The sequence below is a fragment of the Pseudoduganella sp. SL102 genome (genome assembly GCF_027856995.1).
In the GTDB taxonomy this organism is placed as follows: Bacteria; Pseudomonadota; Gammaproteobacteria; order Burkholderiales; family Burkholderiaceae_D; genus Rugamonas; species Rugamonas albidiflava.
Genome location: NZ_CP115554.1, coordinates 3,091,922 through 3,115,850 on the forward strand (window position 1 = coordinate 3,091,922; position 23,929 = coordinate 3,115,850).

The 23,929-nt window shown below is 67.8% G+C and carries 21 protein-coding genes; 9 read left to right on the plus strand and 12 right to left on the minus strand.

The genetic code is table 11. The features are described 5' to 3' along the window. The first annotated feature begins 12 nt into the window (after positions 1 to 12). The 3 genes from OU994_RS13220 to OU994_RS13230 are packed head-to-tail and all read left to right on the plus strand — an operon-like array spanning position 13 to position 2,184. On the plus strand, positions 13 to 276 hold the full coding sequence (locus tag OU994_RS13220; protein WP_281611112.1) for a hypothetical protein: 264 nt from the start codon (positions 13 to 15) through the stop codon (positions 274 to 276). Continuing rightward, positions 273 to 554 (plus strand): hypothetical protein, encoded by a 282-nt coding sequence (locus tag OU994_RS13225; RefSeq protein ID WP_131146482.1) that lies wholly within the window; start codon positions 273 to 275, stop codon positions 552 to 554. Before OU994_RS13220 ends, OU994_RS13225 begins: the two co-directional genes overlap by 4 nt. Positions 555 to 558: 4 nt before the next feature. After that, a complete protein-coding gene (locus OU994_RS13230) occupies positions 559 to 2,184 on the plus strand; it encodes a PepSY domain-containing protein (protein WP_281611113.1) in 1,626 nt (541 codons plus the stop codon). Between the two features lie 19 nt (positions 2,185 to 2,203). Here OU994_RS13230 and OU994_RS13235 read toward each other — a convergent pair whose 3' ends face one another. Continuing rightward, positions 2,204 to 4,030, minus strand: a complete 1,827-nt coding sequence (locus OU994_RS13235) for a hypothetical protein (RefSeq protein ID WP_281611114.1) — start codon at positions 4,028 to 4,030, stop codon at positions 2,204 to 2,206. A gap of 283 nt (positions 4,031 to 4,313) precedes the next feature. Between OU994_RS13235 and OU994_RS13240 the strand changes: the two genes are divergently transcribed. Beyond that, the gene (locus OU994_RS13240) at positions 4,314 to 5,138 is read left to right on the plus strand and encodes an NAD(P)-dependent oxidoreductase (RefSeq protein ID WP_281611115.1); all 825 of its coding nucleotides are present in this window, start codon (positions 4,314 to 4,316) and stop codon (positions 5,136 to 5,138) included. 86 nt (positions 5,139 to 5,224) lie between these two features. Here the strand turns inward: OU994_RS13240 and OU994_RS13245 are convergent, their stop codons facing one another. From OU994_RS13245 to OU994_RS13255, 3 genes are all read right to left on the minus strand, one after another. Then, entirely contained in the window at positions 5,225 to 7,882 is a 2,658-nt protein-coding gene (locus tag OU994_RS13245) for a TonB-dependent receptor (protein ID WP_281611116.1), read from the minus strand. 97 nt (positions 7,883 to 7,979) lie between these two features. Then, a complete protein-coding gene (locus OU994_RS13250; protein ID WP_281611117.1) occupies positions 7,980 to 8,306 on the minus strand; it encodes a hypothetical protein in 327 nt (108 codons plus the stop codon). A 249-nt stretch (positions 8,307 to 8,555) separates the two neighbouring features. Continuing rightward, the gene (locus OU994_RS13255; protein WP_281611118.1) at positions 8,556 to 9,086 is read right to left on the minus strand and encodes a PEP-CTERM sorting domain-containing protein; all 531 of its coding nucleotides are present in this window, start codon (positions 9,084 to 9,086) and stop codon (positions 8,556 to 8,558) included. 224 nt (positions 9,087 to 9,310) lie between these two features. Here OU994_RS13255 and OU994_RS13260 point away from each other — a divergent pair, with 224 nt between their 5' ends. Continuing rightward, the gene (locus OU994_RS13260) at positions 9,311 to 9,514 is read left to right on the plus strand and encodes a hypothetical protein (RefSeq protein ID WP_281611119.1); all 204 of its coding nucleotides are present in this window, start codon (positions 9,311 to 9,313) and stop codon (positions 9,512 to 9,514) included. 44 nt (positions 9,515 to 9,558) lie between these two features. Here the strand turns inward: OU994_RS13260 and eutC are convergent, their stop codons facing one another. The 4 genes from eutC to eat are packed head-to-tail and all read right to left on the minus strand — an operon-like array spanning position 9,559 to position 13,999. After that, positions 9,559 to 10,368 (minus strand): ethanolamine ammonia-lyase subunit EutC, encoded by an 810-nt coding sequence (eutC, locus tag OU994_RS13265; protein ID WP_281611120.1) that lies wholly within the window; start codon positions 10,366 to 10,368, stop codon positions 9,559 to 9,561. A gap of 11 nt (positions 10,369 to 10,379) precedes the next feature. Further along, the gene (locus OU994_RS13270) at positions 10,380 to 11,771 is read right to left on the minus strand and encodes an ethanolamine ammonia-lyase subunit EutB (RefSeq protein ID WP_281611121.1); all 1,392 of its coding nucleotides are present in this window, start codon (positions 11,769 to 11,771) and stop codon (positions 10,380 to 10,382) included. A gap of 30 nt (positions 11,772 to 11,801) precedes the next feature. Then, on the minus strand, positions 11,802 to 12,599 hold the full coding sequence (locus OU994_RS13275) for a TorF family putative porin (protein WP_281611122.1): 798 nt from the start codon (positions 12,597 to 12,599) through the stop codon (positions 11,802 to 11,804). Further along, entirely contained in the window at positions 12,599 to 13,999 is a 1,401-nt protein-coding gene (gene eat / locus OU994_RS13280) for an ethanolamine permease (protein WP_373922589.1), read from the minus strand. Before eat ends, OU994_RS13275 begins: the two co-directional genes overlap by 1 nt. Before the next feature lie 178 nt (positions 14,000 to 14,177). On the opposite strand from eat, the gene OU994_RS13285 reads away from it, so the two are divergent. Further along, the gene (locus OU994_RS13285) at positions 14,178 to 15,176 is read left to right on the plus strand and encodes a helix-turn-helix domain-containing protein (protein ID WP_281611124.1); all 999 of its coding nucleotides are present in this window, start codon (positions 14,178 to 14,180) and stop codon (positions 15,174 to 15,176) included. Positions 15,177 to 15,211: 35 nt separating this feature from the next. Here OU994_RS13285 and OU994_RS13290 read toward each other — a convergent pair whose 3' ends face one another. Next, positions 15,212 to 16,306, minus strand: a complete 1,095-nt coding sequence (locus OU994_RS13290) for a GAF domain-containing protein (RefSeq protein WP_281611125.1) — start codon at positions 16,304 to 16,306, stop codon at positions 15,212 to 15,214. A 46-nt stretch (positions 16,307 to 16,352) separates the two neighbouring features. Continuing rightward, a complete protein-coding gene (locus OU994_RS13295; RefSeq protein WP_281611126.1) occupies positions 16,353 to 17,270 on the minus strand; it encodes a LysR family transcriptional regulator in 918 nt (305 codons plus the stop codon). A 102-nt stretch (positions 17,271 to 17,372) separates the two neighbouring features. Here OU994_RS13295 and OU994_RS13300 point away from each other — a divergent pair, with 102 nt between their 5' ends. Further along, the gene (locus OU994_RS13300) at positions 17,373 to 17,729 is read left to right on the plus strand and encodes a nuclear transport factor 2 family protein (RefSeq protein ID WP_281611127.1); all 357 of its coding nucleotides are present in this window, start codon (positions 17,373 to 17,375) and stop codon (positions 17,727 to 17,729) included. Positions 17,730 to 17,873: 144 nt separating this feature from the next. Continuing rightward, a complete protein-coding gene (locus OU994_RS13305) occupies positions 17,874 to 19,487 on the plus strand; it encodes a GMC family oxidoreductase (protein ID WP_281611128.1) in 1,614 nt (537 codons plus the stop codon). A gap of 162 nt (positions 19,488 to 19,649) precedes the next feature. On the opposite strand, the gene OU994_RS13310 is transcribed toward OU994_RS13305, so the two are convergent. After that, positions 19,650 to 20,243 (minus strand): cyclase family protein, encoded by a 594-nt coding sequence (locus OU994_RS13310; RefSeq protein ID WP_281611129.1) that lies wholly within the window; start codon positions 20,241 to 20,243, stop codon positions 19,650 to 19,652. A gap of 235 nt (positions 20,244 to 20,478) precedes the next feature. On the opposite strand from OU994_RS13310, the gene OU994_RS13315 reads away from it, so the two are divergent. Then, complete coding sequence (locus tag OU994_RS13315; protein WP_281611130.1) at positions 20,479 to 22,512, plus strand: GGDEF domain-containing protein; 2,034 nt, start codon at positions 20,479 to 20,481, stop codon at positions 22,510 to 22,512. Between the two features lie 44 nt (positions 22,513 to 22,556). On the opposite strand, the gene OU994_RS13320 is transcribed toward OU994_RS13315, so the two are convergent. Continuing rightward, on the minus strand, positions 22,557 to 23,912 hold the full coding sequence (locus OU994_RS13320) for a sigma-54 dependent transcriptional regulator (protein WP_281611131.1): 1,356 nt from the start codon (positions 23,910 to 23,912) through the stop codon (positions 22,557 to 22,559). Positions 23,913 to 23,929 lie beyond the last annotated feature (17 nt).

The window sequence follows — 23,929 nt, forward strand, 5'->3', positions numbered from 1 at the left end:
ATGGGTGGCCCCGTGACCGCCGCCATCATCGGCTTCGTGCTGCTGGCCGCCGGCACGCTGGCCATCTACCTCGCTTCGCCGCACCAGAGCTGGCTTGCCAGGCCCTTGCCGGCCCGCCCGGCGCGCGTGGCGGGATCGCTGGCGCTGCTGGCGGCCCTGGCGGCCATGCTGCAGGCATGGCGCCCGCTGGCCGCCGTGTTCCTGTTCTGCACGTGGACCATGCTGCTGTTCGTCGCGTGGCCGTACCTGGGCGCCTGGCGGCGCGCACGGCCATGAGCGCGCGCGAGCGCACGCCCGCCACGTGGTGGGCGCAGACCCTGGCCGGCATCGCCTGCGGCTTCGTGCTGGCGCTGCTGGCCAGCGCGCTGTTCGTCCGGCTGGGCCAGTCCATCGCGCCGCCGACGCGCACCCAGCTGGCGATGTGGCTGATGCCGCCGGTATGGCTCGGCGTGGCCGGCGGCGTGTATTTCTTCCCCACCGGCCGGCATGCGTGGGCCTGGCTCGGCGGCGCATCGCTGCTGGGCATCCTGCTGTACTCCCTGACCCGACCGTGACGCCATGCGCAGTGAACTGATCCGCACCTACAAATCCCTGCATACCTGGACCGGCATCGTGGCCGGCATGGCGCTGTTCATCGCCTTCTATGCCGGCGCGCTGACGGTCTTCAAGGAGCCGCTGTCGCGCTGGGCCACGCCGCCGGGCATCCACGGCGCGGCGGTACCGCTGGGAGACGCGCCGGCACTGATTGCCGCCACGCTGGCGGCGCGGCCGGCCACCGCGGATCGCTTCCGGCTCGACCTGGTCGACGAGGGCACCGGGGCCGGCGGCGTGCGCCTGAGCTGGGATGAAGCCGGCGACATCGCGGACGACCACGACCGCAGCAACGACCGCCATTTCAGCGCCACGCTGGCACCCGACGGCAGTGTCCGGGTAGCGGAACAGCGGCCGGCAAAGCTGGCCGAATTCCTCGACGTGCTGCACCGCGTGGTCGGCCTGCCGTACGACACCGATCCGAACCGCTGGGTGATGGGCGTGGTGGCCGCGCTGTATGCGCTGGCGCTGATATCGGGGGTGGTGGTGCTGCTGCCCACGCTGGCCAAGGATTTCTTCGCACTGCGGCTGGGCCGCAACCTGAAGCGCATGTGGCTCGATGCGCACAACGTGATCGGCATCGTCAGCCTGCCGTTCCACGTGATCATGGCACTCACGGCCACCGTTTTTGCTTTCCACGACGGGCTGTATGCCGCGCAGGATACTGCCCTGTACGACGGCAAGATCGACGCGCTGTGGCGCGCGGGCACGCCGAAGCCGCCGCGCGTGGCGCCGGATCCGGCCAGGTTGCTGGCGCCTGCGGAACTGGTGGCGCGCGCCCGTGCCGCGGCGCCCGGCTTCGAGCCCGTCGCGCTGCACTATGCGCGGGTGGGCAAGCCCGGCGCGAATATGCGCGTGTGGGGGCGCGCGCCCACCGATATCGCCCGGACGCCGGAGGGCGGTTTCATCCTGATGGATCCCTATACGGGCCGCATCGGCGGCACCGACTACACGCCGGGACTGCAACCAGGATCGGCGGCCACGCTGACCAGTTTCTTCGCGCTGCATTTCGCCAGCTTCGGCGGGCCAACGGTGGCGTGGGCGTATTTCGTGCTGGGCCTGGCCGGCGCCTTCCTGTTCTACACGGGCAACCTGCTGTGGGTCGAAAGCCGGCGGCGCAGCGAGCGGGCCGGCCATGGCCCCGTCGAGCAGCGCCGCGCCACCCGGTGGATGGCGGCGGCCACGGTCGGCGTCTGCCTGGGCTGCATCTGCGCCGTGTCGCTGGCGATCGCCGCGGCCAAGGGCCTGCACGGCGTCGTCGCCGATCCGGGCGAATGGCACCGCGTGGTCTACTACACGGTGTTCCTGGGCGCGGTGGCGTGGTCATTCGTGGCGGGCGCGGCGCGCGCCGGCGTGCACCTGCTTTGGGGCGCCGCCATCGCCACTGCGTTCATCCCCGCGCTGTCGCTGGCCGCCTGGCTCGTGCCGGGAACCTGGTGGGTGTCGGCCGACACGGCAACGCTGGCCGTCGACCTGGTGGCCGGTGGCGGCGCGCTGGCGTTCGCGGCGATGGCGCGGCGTACCGGCCGCAGGGTTGCGGCGGGCCGCAGCGACAGCGTCTGGGCAGCGTCCCGGCCCGGGATGGCCGCCTGACGGCCATCTTTTCGTCCGCCTACCGGTACCGGATGGTCCAGCTGACCACCAGCGGTTCGCGCATGGCGAAGGCGCCGGCGCGGCACCGCACCACCGATTTCATCGGGCCATACGGGGCGCGGTACAGCGCGCTGTCGCCCGCCGGTTGCACGGTGCAGTTAGCGGGGCCGCGCACTTCGAAGGCATGCACGGCGCCTTCCTTGAAGCGCACCGTGCCGCCTTCCAGCGCGGCGCCGGCCGAGAACGACGCGAACTCCAGGCTGAGATCGGCCACGTCGAGCGGTGCCGCAGGGATGTAGCGGTCGGTGCGCGTGATGGCGCCCGGCTGCAGCGTGTATTCGGTTTCGACGCGGATGCGGGCATCCTGCTGCGGCAGGTTCTTGCCGAGGCGGGTCAGCTCGTCCTGCCGGTACGTCACGGCATGGCCAGCGCCCCGCGCGCTGCTCTGGATATCCTTCATGAACGCTGTGGCCATCAGCTCGCTGCCGTCCGCCAGCGTGAACTTGGGCAGCAGTTGCGGATGGGCGTAGCCGCTGTCGGCGATACCGGCCACGACGTTGTCGGCGAAGGGCAGGGGATAGTACGGGCTGTTGGCATGCTGGCCCTGGCCGCCGTTGATCAGCGACAGGCTGAAGACATGCCCGCTGTCGCGCCAGATCGCCAGTGCGCGGTCGTACTCGCCGCGCGCGAAACGGGTGAGGCTGAACTTCGGGCGCGTGCGGTCGAGCCATTCCGCGAGATCCTTGCGCGGCGCCACGCCCTTCATGCCGGCGCGGTCCCACATCTCGCTGGTGGCGATCAGCTGGTGCAGCAGCGAGAAGTTCTCGCCCAGGATACGGTGCTTGCCGCGGTACGTGTCGGTGCGCCGCCCCTGGTTCCACAGGTCGACGGAGCCGATGCGCGGGTCGTACCAGAAATCCATGTAGCGCTCGGCGATGCGTGCCGAGTAGGCATAGGCGTACTCCTTTTCCTCGGGGCTCAACACGCCGAGGTAGGCCGCTGTGGACAGGATCTCCAGCATGGCGGTCTCGCCGTAGGGCCCCAGGCTGCGGCCCATGGTGAAGCCGCTGCCGTTGGCGGTGGCGCTGTTCAGGGCCACCTCGGCCGACTTGCGCAGCAGCGCCCTCAGTTCCGGCGTCACCGTCATGCCGGTCTCGATGAAGCGTTCGCAGATCTCGGCGCTCAGGAGGATGCTGTAGCGGTCGAAGCGGCCTTGGCCATCGGTCTCGTCGCTGAAGCCGTACTCGCCGGAGTAGGCGGCATAGTGCCTGAGCATCTTGTCGAGCAGGACTTCGCTGGCGCCCTGGTCTTCCCAGCCCATCAGCATGCGCAGCCGGGCGATGCTGAAGGCCACCCCGTAGTAATTGGTCGGCAGGTCGACCAGTTCGAAGCCGGGCTGGCGGACGAAGGTGCGCCAGTCGAGGCGATCGCGCAGTTTCGCCAGCGTGGCGGGGCGCACGGCGCGCTCCAGCAGGCCGACCTGCTTCAGGCGGTACAGCGCGCCGATGTAGTAGTAGATGCCCCAGGTCTCGTTCTCCATGCCGATCGTCAGGTCGGCCAGGCCGGCATAGTCGCGCAGCATGCCGGGCAGGCGCGGATCCGCTGGGTCGAGGTGGACCAGCAGGTCGGCCAGGCCGGTGGCGATCTTGCCGGGCAAGAACTTGTCCTTGCTTTTCAGGGCGGCCTGGCCGTCGATCGTGATGGCCTCCCGTTCCTTCACCAGTTTCTGGAACAGCGTTTCAAGTTGCGGGTAGGCCTTCGCGACGCTGTGCTGCAGCGGTTGCTGGGCGAGGGCGGGCGCGGCGAACAGGCTCGCGGCCGCCAGCAGGGGGAAAACAAGGCGCATCGTGTCTCCATTTTGTTAAACGTTTTCTAAAAATATAGGATATGACGTTGGGAAAGTAAAGTCTGCATGATTAATAGCCACCCCAAGAGCGAATTCCGGGGTCAGACCCGCTGGGTCTGACCCCAGCACTTCGCCGCTGGGGTGAATGCTTGTGCCTCCGATACGCCGAGTAGCACGTGGCCGGGGGGGCGGATCGGCTAGTTAACACCATTGACCCGCTACACGCTTCAGTTATACTCGGCGGAATTAAGTTAAACGTTTTCCTTCACCACGGAGCCAACCCATGAGCCACGAACCCTCCTCCAAACCCTTCCAACGCCTGCTGCTGACCGGTGCCGGCGGCGGCCTCGGCACCCTGCTGCGCGAGCGCATCAAGCCGTGGGCGGAGGTGATCCGCGTCAGCGACGTACGCGACATCCCCGCCGCGCAGGCCGGCGAGGAAGTCGTGCGCTGCGACCTGGCCGACCGCGACGCCGTGCTGGCGCTGCTCGACGGCGTGGACGCCGTGCTTCACTTCGGCGGCGTGTCCGTCGAAGAAGAGGCCAGCAAGATCGTGCAGGCCAATATCGTCGGCCTGCACAACCTGTATGAAGCGGTCCACAAGCACGGCATCAGGCGCGTGATCTACGCCAGCTCCAGCCACGTGGTCGGCTTCTATCCCACCACCGAGGTGGTCGACGCCAGCGCGCCGCTGCGCCCCGACTGCCTGTATGGCGTGTCGAAGTGCTTCGGCGAAGCCCTGTCGCGCTACTACTACGACCGTTTCGGCATCGAGACCGTCTGCCTGCGCATCGGCTCTTCGTTCGAGGAACCGCGCAACGCGCGCATGATGGTCACCTTCCTTGCCCACGAAGACCTGGTGGAGCTGGTGCGCTGCGCGCTGTTCACACCCCGCGTCGGCCACACGATCACGTTCGGCGTGTCCGACAACACCGTGCGCTGGTGGGACAACCGGCAGGCCGCGCACCTGGGATTCGTGCCGAAGCACAGCTCGCGGCCCTATGCCGAACGCTTCCCGCAAGCCGGCGCCTGGCCGCCGGCGGACGACATCGCCGCCACGTTCCAGGGCGGCCCGTTCGTGCTGGCCGGGCCGATCTACAAAGATTGACGGCGCCGCAGTGACGTCGCAGCATTGACGTCCCGCTTTGCGGCGCCCCCCTTGCGGGACGGCGCCGCGGCCGCGGAGCGAAACGGTCAGAACTTCACATCCAGCTTGGCGCTGAAGTAGCGGAACACATCGCGCGGCGGCACCCAGCTGTCGACCGTGATGTTCGGCGACGTGGACGTGGGCCCGGCCCGGAAGCTCGGCCCGCTGGCGTTCGCGTTGGGGATGTAGAACCGGTCGAACAGGTTGTTGACGCGGAAGCTCAGGCGCCAGCGGTCGCCCGCTTCGCGGATGCCGAAGCCCAGGTCGGCGATCGTGTAGCCGGCGTTGACCGACCGCGGATCGTTGTTGATGTTGGTCTGGTAATCCCCCTGGTAGCGCACATTGCCGTTGACGAAGGCGCGGAAGGGCAGCGACGTGAAGCGCATGTCGTAGTTGCTGCCGATATTGACCTTGATCTTCGGCGTGCCCGGGAACACACCGCCGGACAGGTCCTGGATGCCGGTGGTGGCGCCGGCGCGGATCGGGAAGCACTGGCGGTTCCAGCCGCCCAGCGAACCGCCTTCGCCCAGCCCCGTGCCGCCGATCGCGGGATTGGTGTTGTCCTGGTAGCAGGGGCCGTTCTTCCAGTCGACGATGCCGGGCCGCGTGTAGGCCAGCGCGGCGTTGACCGACCAGTTGGCCGACAGCAGCATGTTGGCGTCGAGCTCGAAACCCTTGGTGCGGATTTTCGGGATCGAGTGGAGCTGGGTGTAGATGGTCGGGTCGTCCGGCAGCACGAACGAGGTGTTCTGCTGGTAGTGCTCGAAGTCGGTCTTGTAGACCGTCGCGGCGATCGACAGGCGGTTGTTGAACAGGTTGGCCTTCGCGCCCAGCTCGTAGGTGCGGCTGGTTTCCGGATCCACCGGGAAGGCGGCCGATGCGCGCAGGCCGCTGGTCACATCGTAGGCCTTGCCCTTGTGGCCGGTGGCCGTCATCGCGTACACCATCCAGTCGGCGTTGAGCTGCTTCTGAAGGCTCAGCTTGCCGGTGGTGGCCCAGTCCTCGTTGCCGCTGCTGCTGAACACGTCCACGCCCACCGGGCCGGGCACGAAGGTGGAGCGGTCCAGCTGGTCGGTGTAGAAGCTGCGCTCGTAGTTGAAGCCCGATTCCTCGAGGTTGCGGCGCACGCCGGCGACCAGGGTCCAGGTGGGCGCGAAGTCCCAGGTGCCCTGGCCGAACACGGCCTTGTTCACGTTGTAGATGTCGGTGTAATAGTTGGTGGGGCTCGATGGCGAGTTGGCCGCGCAGCGTACCGGCGCCACGCAGAAGCCGCGGATGAAGTGGCGGTCGATCTCGTTGCGGGCCCACCACAGGCCGGCCACGTAGCGCAGGGCGCCGCCGTCCGGCGAGACGAGGCGCAATTCCTGGGTCTTCGAGCGGATGTCGTAGGAGCCGAACTGGCTGTTGCCGACGGTGAAGCGGGTCTCGCCGGGGCGGGCGATGGTCGGCACGTCCGTGAAGTCCTGGTCGCGCGAGTCGTTCGCCTTGTAGCGCTGCCAGGACGAGATCGACATCAGCACCGCGTCGTTGGGCAGGGTGTACGACAGCTTCAGGCCCGTTCCGGTCGTGCGGGAACTGATCCCGGTTGGGAAGTCGCGCCGCACCGACCGGTTGTCCGGATTGGTGGGATCGATGCCGGCCAGGACCAGCGTGGCCGGCAATTGCGGATTGCCGTTCATGTAGGCGGTGGACAGGTCGACCGGCACGCGCGCCAGGTCGCCGTTGGCGGCCGAGCCGGTGGTGCGGTAGAACGCGTTCACGGCGGTGACGCCGCGCGTGTTCGACTGCTCGTTATATTGCGGCATGAAGTCGATGTCCAGGTTCGGTATCGGCGTCCACGTGAACTTCGCCATCATGGTCTTGCCGGACGATCCATTGACCTTCTCGCCGGTGGTCAGGTTGGTGAAGTTGCCCGGCATGTCGCTCTTGTTGACGGCGATGCGCATGCCGAAGGTGTCCGTCATCCGCCCGCCCACCGAAGCGGCCAGGCGCCATTCGTGGTCGTTGGTATAGTAGGCGCTGCCCCGGTACACGACCGGCCCGCTGATCGGCTTGGTGACGATGTTGATCGCGCCGGCCACGGCCGACTTGCCGAAGAGGGTGCTCTGCGGGCCTTTCAACACTTCCACGCGCGACACGTCGGCCAGGTCGCGGAAGGCCTGGAACTGCACGGCGATGGGGATATCGTCGATGATCACCGAAACATCCGATTCCACGCCGATGCCGACCGACACGGTGCCGATGCCGCGCATGAACAGCGCGTTGTTGGCGGCGGTGGTGCCGGAAGCCTGGGTCAGCGATGGCGTGAGCGCGACGACATCCTCGATCTCGCGCACGTTATTGCGCTGCAGGGTTTCCTCCGACAGCACGGAAATGGCCATCGGCACGCTCTCGAGTTTTTCGACGCGCTTGTTGGCCGTGACGACCACCGACTGCAGCCGGTTCGGATCGGGCTGGGCTTCGGTTTCCGTGGCTAGCCTGGCTTGCGATGCCTGTGCGGTTTGCGTGGCTGGTGCAGCCTGCGTGGCGTCCCTGGCTTCCTGGGCCAGTGCGGGCGACGCCCACTGCGCGACGGCGAGCGCGACTACCGCGGCCACGCGCTTGCGCGCCGGCAGGGTTCGGGCTGCGGCCGGGCCTTCTCCTGCGGTGCGGGCTCCTTCTGGTTCCATGGCCATGCCGGCCCCTGCGATTTCGCTCTTGTTCAATCTGGTCTCCTCCAATTGTTCAAAAAACAGCCGGGCCCGGGTAGCGGCCGCCGCGGTCCATCCCGCGGCGCCGATCCCGATGCTCCGGCCCCTTGTTTCAGCTGCCGCCCGGCGCCGCCTTCAGGCGCAGCAATGCTTCAAGAAAGCCGTCGTCGGCTCGATTGAGCGGCACCGCGGCCTGCTTGCGCGCGGGCCGGTGGCCGGCGGCATGCCTGAGGAGGAGGCCGCCGTGTTCTCCCAGCGATGGGGGAAGTAATGAGGGAAGGATGAAGGGTGCAAGATGATCGTCTCCTGATATATTAGCTACGTCGATCGTAGGCAGGAGAAAGCTTGAAGTCAACAAAATCAGGAAAACGATTAACTTCGACTTGCAAAAGTGTTGCGGGGAGTGTTCAGGGGTGTGGGAAAGGAGGAAAGCCTGCACGCACTGGCATTCTTGCGGCAGTTTGAGAAAACGTTTGCACTGATGCGACCCGCTACATCGCCGTCGCATCAAGGAAGGTGGCCCGGGAGATCGGGATCAGGGATGCCGTTCAGATTAGTCCACCCCAACTGCAAATTCCGGGGTCAGACCCGGCGGGTCTGACCCCAGCCGTTCGCCGTTGGGGTGAATGCGTGCTCTTCCGATGTGCGGGGTTAACGCTTGACCGGACGGCGCTACATCCAAGCCCCGTCACCGCACCCGGCGGCAAAGCGCCAGCCCGAGCACGCCGATGCCCAGCATCAGCCACGATGCCGGCTCGGGCACCAGCGAAATTGCGCCCGGCCCGGTGATGGTCACGCTGTACGCGCCGAACTGCTCGTTGTTGAACCCGGCCATGACGAGTACATATTCTTCGCCGCCGATCAACTCGTCCGCGAAGCCTGAGGAATTAGCGCTGAACAAGTCATCGCTGGCGGCCAGTCCTCCCATCAGCGGGGTCGCGGGATCGAAACCATAGTAGAGAAAGAGAAAAGTGTCGAAGAGTCCCGTGCCGTAGAACGCATACTCGCCACTCTCCGCGACTGTGAATTCGATGATGTCGTAGTGCGAACCGATGCCGTTCGTCGACAGGGCGGTGAAATCGGCAAGCGGGCGGTCGAAGGTCGGGCTGCCGGTGGTATCGCCGGTGACGGTCACGATATCGGCACGGGCCGATTGGGCCAGTCCGGCAAGGAGGAAGACAATCGCTAGGACGGGGCGGAACAGTGCGGATGGTTTCATGGCGTGCTCTCCGTGGATGGTGGGTTGCCTGACGATAGGCAAACCAAGTATCACGCCGCCATGGCGACCGGAGGTTGCTGCGCGGGGACAGCTGCAAAAAGTTCCTCGCACCGCCTCCTCGCTGGGCAAGCTGGACAGCGCGGAGGTCCGCACCTCTCCCTTAAGGCATGGGCGCCGCGCCGATGCCCGGCCTAGAATGGGATTTTCCGACCAGGGAGTGCCCCATGACGACCCCTCGACAGCACCAGCCGGCGAAACGCCCGGTTCCCGCCGACGCCAGACCGGCCAGCGTGCCAGATGACGAACTGGACGAGGCGCTGGACGAATCGTTCCCCGCCAGCGATCCCGTGGCGGTGTCGATCACCCACGTCGACATGTCCCCGACCCGGCCCGCGCCCGCGGTCAAACCCCGGTCCAGGCCGCGCTGACGCTTCGCGCGCAGCCCGCGCCGGTCACGCTCACAGCAGGACGCTCACAACAAAAATTTCCGGCTTCCATCCACCGCCAGCGCCGCGGGGGCGCCGCTCTCGTCCTTCAACCCCACCCCGGTCAGCTGCCGCCGGCGCGCTTCGGCCAGCAGGTAATGCAGCCGGGCCGCCGCCTCGCCATAGGTTTGCCCGGCGGGCCGCACGTTCGAGATGCAGTTGCGCCGCTCGTCGGTCAGGCCCACGGCCGGCATCCACGTGATGTACAGGCCCATGCTGTCCGGCGAGCTCAGGCCCGGCCGCTCGCCGATCAGCACCACCACAAGCTCCGCACCCAGCAGTTCGCCGACCTCGTCGCCGACCGCCACGCGCCCCTGCCGCACCACCGACAGCGGGGCCACCGACCAGGGCTCGCCCTGCACCCGTTCGCGCAGCAGCGCGAGGAACGGAGCGGCGTGCTGCGCGACGGCGAGCGACGAGAGACCGTCCGCCACCACGAAGGCGACGTCGAACGGCCGTGTATCGGCGATGGACGGATCGCGCCGGGCCAGCGCACGCGACGCCGCGTCCAGCCTGCGGCCCAGGTCCGGCCGCTGCAGGTAGACGTGGCGGTTTTCCGCGGCGCTGTGCAGCGCCAGGCAGGGGCCCGCTTCCGGCCACGCCGCCTGCAGCTCGCGTGCCAGCGCTTCGGCATCGAGCGCGAGGTGGACGGCGTCGCGGGCGCGCGCATGGGCCAGCTGGAAGTCGAGCTGGGCGGCGGTAGGCTGGCTGACGCCCGTGTGGCCGAGCGCGATGCGCGCGGCGGTGAACTGGCGCAGCCCCTGCCAGGGGTCGGGTTTGCCGAGGGGATCCGGCATGGCGGGCTCCTTCAGGAAAGCTGCAGCAAAGCATGCTGGAACGGCGCGGGCAGCGTGCGGCCCAGGGTCGCTTCGCCGTCGGCGGTGAAGATGCCCAGGTCGCGCAGCCACCTTTCGAACTCCGGCGCCGGCCGCAGCCCCAGCGCGCGGCGCACGTACAGCGCATCGTGGAACGACGTGGTCTGGTAGTTCAGCATGATGTCGTCCGAACCGGGAATGCCCATCACGAAGGTGCAGCCGGCGGTGGCCAGCATTGTCAGCAGCACGTCCATGTCGTCCTGGTCGGCCTCGGCATGGTTCGTGTAGCACACGTCGCAGCCCATCGGCAGGCCCAGCAGCTTGCCGCAGAAATGGTCTTCCAGCCCGGCGCGCGTGATCTGCTTGCCGTCGTACAGGTATTCCGGGCCCATGAAGCCGACCACGGTGTTCACCAGCAGGGGCTCGAAGCGGCGCGCCACGGCATAGGCGCGCGCTTCGCAGGTCTGCTGGTCGACCCCGTGGTTGGCATTGGCCGACAGGGCGCTGCCCTGGCCCGTCTCGAAGTACATCACGTTGTTGCCCACGGTGCCGCGCCCGAGCGACAGGGCGGCGGCGCGCGCCTCGCCCAGCAGGGCCAGGTCGATGCCGAAGCTGGCATTGGCCGCCTGCGTGCCGGCGATCGACTGGAACACCAGGTCCACCGGTGCGCCCCGTTCGATGGCGGCGATGGTGTTCGTCACGTGCGTGAGCACGCACGACTGGGTGGGAATGGCGTAGCGGGCGATGATCTCGTCGAGCATGCCGACGATGTGGATCACCTGGGCCACGTTGTCGGTGGCCGGATTGATGCCGATCACCGCATCGCCGCTGCCGTACAGCAGGCCGTCGAACAGGCTGGCGGCAATGCCGGACGCATCGTCCGTGGGATGGTTCGGCTGCAGCCGCGTCGACAGCGTGCCGGGCAGCCCGATCGTGTTGCGAAAGCGCGTCACGGGCCGGCACTTGCGCGCCACCAGCACCAGGTCCTGGATGCGCATGATCTTCGACACGGCGGCCGCCATCTCCGGCGTGATGCCGGGTGCGAGCCGCGCCAGCGCGGCCGTATCGGCTTCGTCGCCCAGCAGCCAGTCGCGGAAGTCGCCTACCGTCAAATGGCGCACGGGGGCGAAGGCGGCGGCGTCGTGCCCGTCGACGATCAGCCGCGTGACCTCGTCCGTTTCATAGGGCACCACCGCTTCGTTGAGGAAGGTGGTGACGGGCAGGGCGGCCAGCGCCATCTGCGCCGCCACGCGCTCCTCGGCGCTGCCGGCCGCCACCCCGGCCAGGTAATCGCCCGAGCGCGCCGGCGTGGCCTTTGCCAGCAGCTCGCGCAAGCCGGCGAAGGTATAGGTCCGGGCGCCGACGGTATGGGAGTATTGCGGCATTGCTGTCGAGCTCCACTGTTGAGATGACGGTCAGAACGTCTGCGACGCGCTGACCACCAGTGCCGATCCTGCCACGTGCTTGCCGGTGCCATCCGCATCGAAGAATGTCCACAGCGGGACGGCGCCGCGCGCCGCCTCGCCATCGTTGTGCATGGCGGCCACGCTGAACGACCAGGCCTTGTACTGCTTCGTCACGCCGATCTTCACGTCCGTGAAATCATAATCGCCCAGGTGCCGCAAGTGCTGCCGGCCAGCGTGCAGGTTGAGCACGAGGCCGGGCGCCAGCTCCGGCGACCAGTTGACTTCCAGGTAGCTGGTACCCCGGGTCGCCACTGGCTGGCCGCTGAAAGGATCGGCGGAGAAACCGAACCAGTGCTTGCTCAGGCCCACCCAGCCCGTCACATTGACGCTGCCCAGGTTGACGGCCAGCTTGGCTTCCTGCGTATCGTAGTCGATATGCCGGCCGCCCGATTGAAAGCCCGCGCCGGGGAACCAGTAGGTCACGATGCCGGCATCGATATTGTTGCCGTCGCCCCAGGCGAAGCGGTAGCCGCCATACACGTCGATCTCGGTACCGCTGCCGTTGTTGTAGGCCGCCTGCGAGACGCTGGAGGCGAACAGCCCGAGGTACAGGCCGCTGGAGTGCACGCCATCGAACGTGCCCTGCACCACGGGCCGTTTCTGGGTCTGCGTCAGGCCGCGGAAGCGGTAGTCGGATGCCAGCGTGAGGTTGCCGGACAGCGTCCACGGGGCATCCTGGGCGGCCGCGCCGGCGGCCCAGGAGGCGATGGCGAGGGAAACAAGCAGGTGGGCAAAGGTGCGGGGCATCAGATGGTCTCCACGGTGGGGGCGGCGGGGTGCCTGTCGCGGCCGAGCAGGAATACGGCATAGCCGGCGGCCAGCAAGCCGAGATAGACGCAGAAGATCAGGAAGTTGTAGTACACCATGGTGACCAGGCACACCAGCGCCGCGGCGACGGCGAAGCCCGGCACCCACGGATAGCCGGGCGCGCGCCACGGGCGCACCATGTCGGGTTCCGTGCGGCGCAGCTTGAACAGGCTGAGCATGCTGACGATGTACATCGTGATGGCGCCGAACACGGACATGGTGACGATATTGGCTGTCAGCGTCTGGCCGCCGAAGCTCACCCACTGGTCGCTGAAGATGGCGGCGATGCCGATCACGCCGCCGGCCAGCACGGCCAGGTGGGGCGTATGCAGGCGCGGATGGATGGTCGCCAGCCGGCGCGGCAGGAAGCCTTCGCGCGCCAGGGCGAAGATCTGCCGCGAGTAGCCCAGGATGATGGCGTGGAAGGAAGCGACCAGGCCGAAGAGGCCGAGCCAGACCAGCATGTGGAGCCAGCCGCTGTCCGCGCCGACGATGGTCTTCATCGCCTGCGGCAGCGGATCGTTGATGTTCGACAGCTTGGTCCAGTCGCCCACGCCGCCGGCGAACACCATCACGCCGATGGCCAGCGCCACCAGCGTGAGGATGCCGGCGATATAGGCGATCGGGATCGAGCGCTGCGGGTCCTTGGCTTCCTCGGCCGCCATCGCCACGCCTTCGATCGCCAGGAAGAACCAGATCGCGAACGGGATCGCCGCGAGCATGCCGGGAACCGCCGCCATGCTGAAGCCATCCTGTCCGGCCCAGCCGCCGCGCACGAAGTTGGCCATCGAGAAGCCGGGCGAGACGACGCCCATGAAGACCAGCAGCTCGCCGATGGCCAGCACGGTGATCAGCAGCTCGAAGGTGGCCGCCAGCTGCACGCCGGCGATGTTGAGCGTCATGAACACGAGGTAGGCGCCCACCGCGATCCATTTCGGATCCAGGTCGGGGAATTGCACGTTCAGGTAGGAGCCGATCGCCAGCGCGATTGCCGGCGGCGCGAAGACGAACTCGATCAGCGTGGCCGCGCCGGCCAGATAGCCGCCGGTGGCGCCGAACGCCCGCTTGCTGTAGGCGAAGGGGCCGCCGGCCCGCGGGATGGCGGTGGTCAGTTCCGTGAAGCTGAAGATGAAGCAGGTGTACATCAGCGCGACGAAGATCGCCGTCACCGTGAAGCCCAGCGTGCCCGCCGAAGCCCATCCATAGCTCCAGCCGAAATACTCGCCGGAGATCACCAGCCCGACGGCGATTCCCCAAAGCTGGACAGTGCCCAGCGTTTGCCTGAGCGCCGGCGCGCCCGGTTTGCCTGCCATGTTCATGCTGTTCTCCTGTTGGCTCATGCATTGACATGCCCCACGCGGGAAGCATCGTGGAACGCAAATTGCTAAATCGAGTGTAGGAAAGCTTCGCTCGACAACGTTAGTGGAAATCGGCAAAGTTCCCGTCAGTGCGGCGCATTTACCACGGCGGCGGCCACCCGCACCGCCGCCGGCAACCCCGTCCCAAGGTGAACCAGTCATGCACCAGATTGAAACCACGTCCGCACCTTCCTGCCGCTCGGTGGAACCCGGCTTGCTGCGGCGCGTCACGGCCGACGATGCCGATGACCTGGCACGCCATCTCACCGGCTGGGAACAGGTCTACGACCAGATCACGTGCGGCGCCTTCGTCGGCGCGCTGGATGAATGGCAGCTGCCCGGCGTGCAGGTGTTCCGCGAGCGCATCAACCAGTCGGTCCACCAGGCGTGCCGCGTACGCGAGGATGCGCTGTGGTTCGGCCTGCCGCTGGAGCTGGAGGCCAGCCGCATCAACGGCCGCAAGGCGGGCGCCGCCACGGTGATGGCCCGGCCGGGCGGCAAGGCCTTCGAACTGGTCACCCCGCGCGACCACGATATCTATGGCATCGTGGTCAGCCGCGGCCTGTGCGAGGACAGGGCGCGGCAGCTGGGCTGCGAGGAAGGACTGGCGGGGCTCGACGGCGCTGAAATCCTGCGCGTCGACCCGGCCGCCCGCGCCGCCTGCCTGCGCATGCTGTCCGCCTTGCTGGACGGTGCCCGCGACGGCGACGGCTGCGACGAAGCATCGGCCGGGGCCACCCGGCATCGCGTGGTGGACACGCTGCTGCGCATGCTCGGTGCGACCAGCATCGAAGCGGCCGCGCTGAAGAGCCAGCAGCGGCGCCGCGGCATCGTGGCCAAATGCCGCGACTACCTGTACCTGCACCGCGACCGGGCGGTCAGTATTCCCGAGCTGTGCGAACACGCCTGCGTCAGCCGCCGCACGCTGCAATACTGCTTCGAGGATGTATTGGGCGTCAGCCCGGTGGTGTACCTGCGCAGGCTGCGGCTCAACGCCATCCGCCGCATGCTGCGCGACGAGCCGCCGCATGCCCGCGGCATCGGCCGGCTGGCGGCGGACTGGGGCATCGATAACTTCAGCCAGTTTTCCAGCGACTACAAGAAGCTGTTCGGGAAAACGCCGTCGGCCTGCGCCAGGGGGACCGCGCGCGCGGGTTGACGAATGGCGCCCGTTCGTTGTCCTCGCGCGATGCCTTACTTGCGCCCGGCCGCCGAGCGGATGGCGCGGCTCACTTCGAACGATGCCTGGCGCGCCAGGCGGCCCAGGATCTGCGTGCCGTCGGCGCCGAGCTTGCGTGGTTTGGTATCGATGACGCACAGCGAGCCGAGCGCAAAGCCCCGGTCGTCCACGATCGGCGCACCGGCGTAATAGCGGAAATGCGGCGCACCCGCGACGGCGGGGTTGTCCGCGAAACGGGGATCGGTGTCCAGTTCGCAGATTTCCTGGACACCGGACTGCAGCAGCGTGTGGTTGCAGAAAGCCCAGTCGCGCGGCGTTTCCTGCAGCTCGAGCCCTACCCGTGCCTTGAACCATTGCTTGTCCTCGCTGATGATGCTGATCAGGGCGACCGGCATCGCCAGGCTCAGGGCAGCCAGTTCGGCGATATTGTCCATCGTTGCTTCGCGCGCGCTGTACAGGAGCCCCGAGCGGTGCACCGCCGCCAGGCGCGCGGCTTCGTTGGCGCCCACCGGGAACGGCGCATCCAGCAGCGCCGGGGGCAGGGGCATCGGGATGCCCGGCTTCAGCGGCGAATGCTTCGCCAGTTCCTCGGTCAGGTGCTCCGGCATCGTGTGCAGGGGGATCAGCGTATAGCGCAGGTCGGGACCCACCATGGCGGCGATCCGCGCGCGCGGCAGGCCGGTCGCGATCACCAGCCGCAGGCGGTTCAGCAGCGGTACGTCCTGCAGCGCCGCCAGGAAGTCCGGCAGCAGGTCGTCCGCCGTTTCAACCTGCACCACCAGCATGTCCGGCACGGTGGCGCCGAGCATCACCGCGGCGGCAACCGGATTGTCGAGGCAGGATATGCCTGCCGCCCGCAGCGATGTGAACGCCCCGTACCAGTTCGCATGGTGGCGTGCCGGCGCCAGCACCAGCACTTCCCAGCCGGGCGCCTTGACGTCGCCACCCTGTGCCAGCGTTGCCAGCACATCGGACTCGTACATGCGCCGGTGGCCGCCGGGCGTCTTCCACGACGGGATCACGCCGCTCTCGATCCAGAGCTGCGCCGTGCGCGCCGAGACGCCGAGGATTTTCGCTGCCTGGGCCGTCGTGATGATGGAGCTGTTCATGGCCGGCAGTATAGCCGAGGCGCTGCTTGCAGGCGGGCGCGCGCCGTCACTGCGGCACCGCGTCGAGCACGCCCTCGCCGGCCAACCGCGCGGCCTCGTCGACCAGCGCGCGCAGCTTCGGCTGGTTCTGGCTGCGCATCGGGAAGTACAGGTACAGGCCGGACGTTTCCGGGACATGGCGCCCCAGCGTGCGCACCAGGCTCCCGCTGGCCAGGTCGCCGGCGATCTCGATGTCGGGCAGGCAGGCGATGCCGAGGCCCTGGCGCGCCAGCTCGGCGATCAACCGCGTATCGTTCGCGCACAGGGCGGCTGGGGTATCGATCTGGATCTCGCCCTCGCTGCCGGTGAAGCGCCAGGGCGGCAGGACGCCTGCGGTGGCGAAGCGATAGCGGATGGCCGCGTGCTCCAGCAGGTCGCGCGGCGCGGCTGGCTCGCCGTGCCGGGCGAAGTAGCCGGGCGATGCCACCATGGACCAGGGCAGCGGGCGGCTGAGCCGGATGGCCACCATATCCTGCGCGATCGCCTGGCCCAGCCGCACGCCGGCATCGTAGCCGGCCGCCACCAGGTCGACGAGCCCGTCGTCGAGCGACAGGTCGAACGTGATATCCGGGTACTTCGCCCGCATGCGCGGCACCAGGTGGCGCGCCAGCAGGAAACCGAATGCGCGCGGCGCCGTGACACGCAGATGGCCGGACGGCCGGGCCTGGAACCGGGCCAGTTCGGCGAACGCGCCATCGATCTGGTCCACCGCGGGTTTCAGCTCGCCCAGCAGGGCGGTGCCGGCATCGGTCAGCGAGACGCTGCGGGTGTTTCGCGTGAACAGCGTGACGCCATGCCGGTTTTCCAGGGCCCGGACGCCCTTGCTCACGGCGGTCGGGCTGACATTGAGGCGCCTGGCCGCCAGCGTGAAGCTGCGGTGTTCGGCGACGGCCAGGAACAGCCGGATCAATTCTAGCGAGCTCATCGTATTCATTATGAACCACAGGTTCATCGAGCATCCCTGTACCGCTAGTTTTTCGCCATGGTGAGCGGCCCTACACTGGGTAAAACACTCAAGGAGAACACCATGAACAAGAAGCCTTCCACCTTGCCGCCTTCCCCCGTGCTGCCATCCGCCGTGGCGGCTTATATCCAGGCAGCGAATGACCAGGACGCCGCAGGCGTCGCCGCCTGTTTCGTTGCCGATGGCACGGTGCGTGACGAGGGAGCGACCCGGCGCGGCAGCGCGGAAATCGCCGCCTGGGTGCGTGACACCGCCACGCGCTATCAGTCCACCATCGAGCCGCTTGCCATGGTGGGCGACGATGCGCAGTGCGAACTCAGCGCTGTCGTGTCGGGGAATTTCCCCGGCAGTCCCGTCACCCTCAAGTTCCATTTCGTGCTGGTGCCAGGCGGCATCGCCTCGCTGGCGATCGGCGCGTGAAGCTCGACTGCGCGCTATCCCAACGTAAAATAAATTCGATAGAATCGGAAAAATCGATATAATCGGCACTGCATTCAAAAAATGCAACAGCCCGCCGGGGCCTGTCGTGGCTCCTGGCGCCCTCCTTTTATCGAAAGCATGCACATGACCAGTACGAACTCAACGGAACCCGGCTTCGCGGAAGCGGTCCGCGCCAACCAGCTGCACCTGTCCACGTCACAGAACACCCGCTTCGACTTCATCGTGTGCGGCGCCGGCTCGGCGGGGTCCGTCGTCGCGGCGCGGCTCGCCGAGAATCCCGAAGTGCGGGTGCTGCTCCTCGAAGCGGGGGGCAGCGACGAGGTCGCCAGCGTCACCGATCCCGCGCAGTGGCCCCTGAACCTGGGCTCGGAACGCGACTGGGGTTTCATGGCCGAGCCGAACGAACACCTGGGTGGCCGCGCCATCCCCATGAACATGGGCAAGGTGCTGGGCGGCGGCTCCAGCATCAACGTGATGGTGTGGGCCCGGGGCCACCGCGCCGACTGGAACCACTTCGCCGCCGAGGCGGGCGACGATGCGTGGGACTACCAGTCCGTGCTGGGCATCTACCGGCGCATCGAGGACTGGCATGGCCCGGCGGACCCGGAGCGCCGTGGCCGGGGAGGGCCGGTCCACGTCGCACCCGCCGCGGATCCCAAGCCCGCCGCGACCCTGATGCTGGAAGCGGCCCGTTCGCTCGGCGTGCCGACCTTCGACAGCCCGAACGGCGCGATGATGGAGGGCGACGGTGGCGCGGCCCTGAACGACCTGCGCATCGCCGGCGGCAAGCGCCTGTCGATCTTCCGTTCCTATACGTATCCGCGCATGGCCGCGCCGAACCTGACCGTCCTCACCGGCGCGCTGGTGTCCCGGCTGGTCTTCGAGGGCAACCGGGTCACCGGTGTCGACGTCATCGTCGATGGCCGCCTGCGGTCGTTTACCGCGGAGCGCGAAGTCGTGCTGTCGCTGGGCGCGGTCAACACGCCGAAGGTTCTGATGCAGTCGGGCATCGGGCCGGAACAGGAATTGCGGCGGCATGGCATCGGCGTGCGCCAGCACCTGCCCGGGGTCGGCCAGAACCACCAGGACCATGTGTCGTTCGGCTGCATCTGGGAATACGCCGAACCGCAGGAAGTGGGCAATGGCGGCTCGGAAGCCACGCTGTACTGGAAGAGCGATCCCGCCCTCGACGCGCCGGACATGCTGCACTGCCAGGTCGAGTTCCCCGTGCCCAGCGCCGAGAATGCGGCGCTCGGCGTTCCCGCGCATGGATGGACGATGTTCGCGGGGCTGGCGCACCCCAAAAGCCGCGGCCAGCTGCTGCTCTCCGGGCCCCGCGCCGGCGATGCGATGATCATCCGGGCCAACACGCTGGCCGATCCGGACGACATGGAGGCGGCGCTGGCCAGCGTACGCATGTGCCGGGAGCTGGGCAACGCGGCGGCCTTCAAGGGCTTCGTCACCCGCGAGAGCATGCCGGGCAACCTTCACGGCGAAGACATGCGGCGCTACCTGCGCAATGGCGCCGTCACCTACTGGCACCAGTCGTGCACGGCGAAGATGGGGCGCGACGCCATGTCGGTGGTCAACGGGAGCCTGGAAGTGTATGGCGTGGCGGGCCTGCGCATCGCCGATGCATCGATCATGCCGCGCATCACCACCGGCAATACGATGGCGCCCTGTGTCGTCATCGGCGAGCGCGCCGCCGATGCCATCAAGGCGAAGTACGGGATCTGACCGCAGTGCCGTCAAGTCAAGGCAAGGCAATTGGTTGAGTTGGCGTTGGCGTGCCTGGTGTCGGACATTTTTTCCGGGCGATTCATCCGGGAAAATTGTCGGACACCGGTGTTCGCCGGTTGCCATGCCCGCGCCCGCGACTGGCCTGTCATTCCAGGTCCCTCACGCCCCGGCCCGCACCAGCACGCGGGCCGGCGAGCCACTGACGCCGGTGAGCCGCAAAGGCAGGGCGATGATGTCGCCAGTGGACGCCAGTTCGCCGATGTCTTCCAGCGTATCCTCGGCGAGGAATTTTCCCGCCTGCGCCACGCGGCGGTGGAACCACAGCGGGTCGTCGTGCGCCGGCGTCACGCAACCGACCATGACGATCATCCGGGGCGGCAGCGCCAGCAGGGCGTCGATGGCCGGCGTGGCGGCCCGGTGCGGCGCGCGCGCATCCAGCAGGAGGTGCGATTCGCCGGCCCACTCAGGGCGGAAGTCCGGGTCGGCGAGGTGTCCGGCCATGACCAGGCGATAGGTGCCGACGCATGCGGCGGCGGGCAAGGTGTCCAGCGTGGCGCCACCATCGGCGAAGTGGCAGGGCGCATCGATATGCGTGCCCGTCTGCGTGCCCAGCGCCAGGCGCCAGACCTCGAAGCCCGCCCTGCCCCGTTCGGCCCATCGCTCGACGACCAGCGGCGGGTCGGCATAGCCGTCTTCCTGGTAGATCCACAGGTCGTCGTCCAGCTTGCGCGTCAGGTCGATCCATTCGCTCATCGGGTTGCCTCCGTGGCCAGTCAGTGCCAATGGTATCGCGGCTGCGCATTGTCGTCGCGGCAATGCCGACCGCGGCGATTTTGCTTGTCCAATGGTGACCACTGTTGTACACGGGCGTCAGGAAGCAGCGGCGCTGCGACCTACCGCATAGTTTCCTTGGGGAAAGTTCGCCATTCAGCCATAATCATCAGTATCCCACTACCAGCCGGCTCGCGTTTCCGGAGCAGCCCATCCGATGCCGTCCATCGCCCGCGTTTTAATTCCTGTCATGTTCGCCGCCTCACTGTCTGGCGCCCTTGTCGCGCGGGCTGAGGGTGGCAATGCGGAACAGGCCAAGCTGAAGACCGTTCACGCCCTGGCGGAACGGTCGACCACGGAAGCACTCACCCTGTTGCAATCCTTGCAGGCCGCACTCAGGGACGATGCGCCCTATGCGCTACGGCAGCAGCTGTTGCGCACCGAAGTCGACTTGCGCACGGATGCGGGGCAGATGGACGAAGCATACGCTGCGGAACGCAAATCTCTGGCACTGGCGATTGCACACAACGACCGTCCAGCTACCGTGCGCGCGCGGCTCGGCGAAGTGCGCCAGCTCCTCGACAAAAACCGCCTGGATGCGGCGCAGGCTGCGATGGACCGGATACTGGCCGGACTGCCTGCGGACTTGCCGGTAACCGTCAAGGCGGCCGTCGAGAGCGTCCAAGGCGATATCGCCAACAACAAGGGCAAGTTCGATGCGGCGCTTGCCGCTTTCCTGCGCGCCTTGCAGCTGTTGCAGGGTGTACCGGACGCCGGTGCGCAGCGGGCTGCGTTGCTCGGACGGATCGCCCAGATCCATATCAATACCGACAATCCGCGAAAAGCCGTCGAGACCACCCGCCTGGGACTGGCCGAAAGCGGCCTGTCCGCCGCCGCCGCCGGGCCGCTGGAGTACACCGAGGGCATGGCCCTGATCAGGCTGGACCGTGGCGCGGAGGGCATCGATGCGCTGCAGCGGGCGCTCGCCGCCGCCAGGGGCGCTGGACTGGTCAGGCTGGAGGCGACCGTACGGGGCAATATTGCCGATTACTACTTGCGGCAGCATGACTACGCGCGCGCCGAGCGCGAAGCGCGGCTGGCCATGGCTGCCTCCGGCAAAGCCAACGATGCGAACCTGGCCATGATGGCCAGTGCCAACCTGGGCTTTGCGTTGATGGGACAGGGCAGGATGGCCGAGGGCGCGACGTACACGGATGCCGTGATTGCCGAGATGCGCCAGGCGGGTATCGACGCGGACCTGGAAGCAATGCTGGACGAAAAGGGCCGCGCGCTGGAGAGAGCCGGGCTCTACAAGAGCGCCCTGGCGGTCGTGCGCGAACAGCAGCAGGTACAGCAAGGTACCGCTCGCATTGCGCGCGACCAGGCGATCGCCAGGCTCCAGGAAGAATTCGATGCCAGCCGGCGCAGCCAGAAGATCGCGCTCCTGGAACGGGAAAACCACCTCAAGGATGCGGAACTGGGCAGCCGGCGCATGGCACAGCTGGCTACCACCTTTGCCGCCGTACTGACAGTGCTGGCCGGAACGGCCATCTTCCTGTTGTACCGCCGCACGGCCAGGAACAATGCGCACCTGCAGCAGCTCAACGCCCAGCTGGAATTCCATTCCACGCGCGATGCGCTGACGGGCTTGCTCAACCGGCGCTCCTTCCTCGACCGGATGCAGGCACGCGCCGGGCACGGCGAGGACGACCGCCGTGCCGGCCCGGAGCAAGGTGTCGACTGCTTCGTGCTGCTCGACATCGATCACTTCAAGAGCATCAACGACACCTGGGGCCATGGCGTGGGCGATGCCGTACTGGTCGACGTGGCACGCCGCTTGGCCAGTGCCGTTCGCGATACCGACATGGTGTTGCGCTGGGGCGGCGAGGAATTCCTCGTCTTTGCCCCGGCCATCGATCCGGCGCGCATCGCCGGCATGGTAAAGCGGGTGCTGGAGGCGATCGGATCGGCGCCGGTCGCGGCCGGTGCCAGCACGGTGCCGGTTTCCGTCACGGCGGGCGTCGTCGCGCTGCCGTTCGCCGGCGCCGCGGATAGCCGCGCTGACTGGCAGGCCGCCATCCGTATCGCGGACTGGGCGCTCTACCAGGGCAAGGCGCAGGGGCGCAACCAGGCACGCATCGTCACCCACCTTGCCGCCCCCGTGGCCACGGTGCTCACGGCACTCGACGGGACCGCGGGCGCCGCGCCGGTGGACGGCATGATCGGCATGGAGCGGGTCGACGGGCCGTGAGCGGTCGCTGAACCTGACCGGCGATATGGCCGCCAGCGTGGCATCTACCGGTAATCGTCCGCCACCAGCCCGTACTTCTGCATCTTGTGGTACATGGTCTGCTTGGGCAGCGTGAGCGCGGTGCAGGCTGAGCCCACGTTGCCGCCGGCGCTGCGCAAGGCCTGTTCGATGAGGGCGCGCTCGAACGCGCCCACCTGGTCCGCCAGCGAGGCCGCCGGCGTCTCGGCCGCCGCCGGGCCGGTGGCCATGCCGGGCAGGGCGCCGCCCAGGCCCAGCACGTAGCGGTCGGCGGCGTTGCGCAGCTCGCGCACATTGCCGGGCCAGTCGTGCCGCAGCAGCGCCTGCATGTGCGCGGCGGGCACGGACGGTACGTCGCGCCGGTAGCGGCGGGCCGCATCCAGCATGAAGTGCTCGAACAGCAGCGGGATATCGTCGCGCCGCTCGCGCAGCGGCGGGATATGCAGCACGATCAGGTTCAGGCGGTAGTACAGGTCGGCGCGGAACTGGCCGGCCTTGACCAGCTCCTGGAGGTCGTCCTTCGAGGCGGCGATCACGCGCACGTCCACCGGCAGCGGCTGGACCGAGCCGAGGCGCTCGACATGGCGTTCCTGCAGCACCCGCAGCAGCTTGACCTGCATGGCCAGCGGCAGGCTCTCGATCTCGTCCAGGAACAGCGTGCCGCCCGACGCATGCTCGATCTTGCCCACCTGGCGCTTGCCCGCACCCGTAAACGCGCCGGCCTCGTGGCCGAACAGTTCACTCTCGAAGATGGTTTCCGGGATGGCGCCGCAATTGATGGCCACGTACTGGTGGCGCGCGCGCTCGCTGAATTCATGCAGGCAGCGCGCCACCAGTTCCTTGCCGGTTCCCGTCTCGCCATACACCAGCACATCGGCGGGCTGGCTGGCCACCTCCAGGATCAGGCGACGCAGTTCGCGCATGGCGGGCGCGTTGCCGAGCAGCGCGGCATCGATGCCCTGGCTGTGCGCCAGGCGCTGGCGCAGCTCGTGCACTTCCAGCTGCAGGCGGCGCTTGTCGGCCGCGCGCCGCACCACGTCGGCCAGCTGGACGGACGAGTAAGGTTTTTCAATGAAATCGTAGGCGCCGTCGTGCATGGCCTGGACCGCCATGGCGATATCGCCATGGCCCGTCACCAGGATGACCGGCAGGTCGGGATCGACTGCGCGGACCGCCGCCAGCAGCTCCAGCCCGCTCATGCCGGGCAGCCGCACGTCGCTTACCAGCACGGCGCGGCTTTGGCTTGCCAGCAGCTCGCGCGCCGGTTCGGCGCTGTCGAAGGCACGCACGGTGAAACCGGCCAGGTCGAGCGCCTGGGCGCTGCCTTCGCGCACGGCGGGGTCATCCTCCACCAGGATGACTTCGATCGCATTCACATCCATTGCAATGGCTCCTCTCT

Coding starts and splice junctions, on each gene's coding strand:
- OU994_RS13225 (WP_131146482.1), top strand. CDS start 273: ATGAGCGCGCGCGAGCGCACGCCCGCCACGTGGTGGGCGCAGACCCTG.
- OU994_RS13230 (WP_281611113.1), top strand. CDS start 559: ATGCGCAGTGAACTGATCCGCACCTACAAATCCCTGCATACCTGGACC.
- OU994_RS13235 (WP_281611114.1), bottom strand. CDS start 4,030: ATGCGCCTTGTTTTCCCCCTGCTGGCGGCCGCGAGCCTGTTCGCCGCG.
- OU994_RS13240 (WP_281611115.1), top strand. CDS start 4,314: ATGAGCCACGAACCCTCCTCCAAACCCTTCCAACGCCTGCTGCTGACC.
- OU994_RS13255 (WP_281611118.1), bottom strand. CDS start 9,086: ATGAAACCATCCGCACTGTTCCGCCCCGTCCTAGCGATTGTCTTCCTC.
- OU994_RS13260 (WP_281611119.1), top strand. CDS start 9,311: ATGACGACCCCTCGACAGCACCAGCCGGCGAAACGCCCGGTTCCCGCC.
- eutC (WP_281611120.1), bottom strand. CDS start 10,368: ATGCCGGATCCCCTCGGCAAACCCGACCCCTGGCAGGGGCTGCGCCAG.
- OU994_RS13270 (WP_281611121.1), bottom strand. CDS start 11,771: ATGCCGCAATACTCCCATACCGTCGGCGCCCGGACCTATACCTTCGCC.
- OU994_RS13275 (WP_281611122.1), bottom strand. CDS start 12,599: ATGCCCCGCACCTTTGCCCACCTGCTTGTTTCCCTCGCCATCGCCTCC.
- eat (WP_373922589.1), bottom strand. CDS start 13,999: ATGAGCCAACAGGAGAACAGCATGAACATGGCAGGCAAACCGGGCGCG.
- OU994_RS13285 (WP_281611124.1), top strand. CDS start 14,178: ATGCACCAGATTGAAACCACGTCCGCACCTTCCTGCCGCTCGGTGGAA.
- OU994_RS13290 (WP_281611125.1), bottom strand. CDS start 16,306: ATGAACAGCTCCATCATCACGACGGCCCAGGCAGCGAAAATCCTCGGC.
- OU994_RS13295 (WP_281611126.1), bottom strand. CDS start 17,270: ATGAGCTCGCTAGAATTGATCCGGCTGTTCCTGGCCGTCGCCGAACAC.
- OU994_RS13300 (WP_281611127.1), top strand. CDS start 17,373: ATGAACAAGAAGCCTTCCACCTTGCCGCCTTCCCCCGTGCTGCCATCC.
- OU994_RS13305 (WP_281611128.1), top strand. CDS start 17,874: ATGACCAGTACGAACTCAACGGAACCCGGCTTCGCGGAAGCGGTCCGC.
- OU994_RS13310 (WP_281611129.1), bottom strand. CDS start 20,243: ATGAGCGAATGGATCGACCTGACGCGCAAGCTGGACGACGACCTGTGG.
- OU994_RS13315 (WP_281611130.1), top strand. CDS start 20,479: ATGCCGTCCATCGCCCGCGTTTTAATTCCTGTCATGTTCGCCGCCTCA.
- OU994_RS13320 (WP_281611131.1), bottom strand. CDS start 23,912: ATGGATGTGAATGCGATCGAAGTCATCCTGGTGGAGGATGACCCCGCC.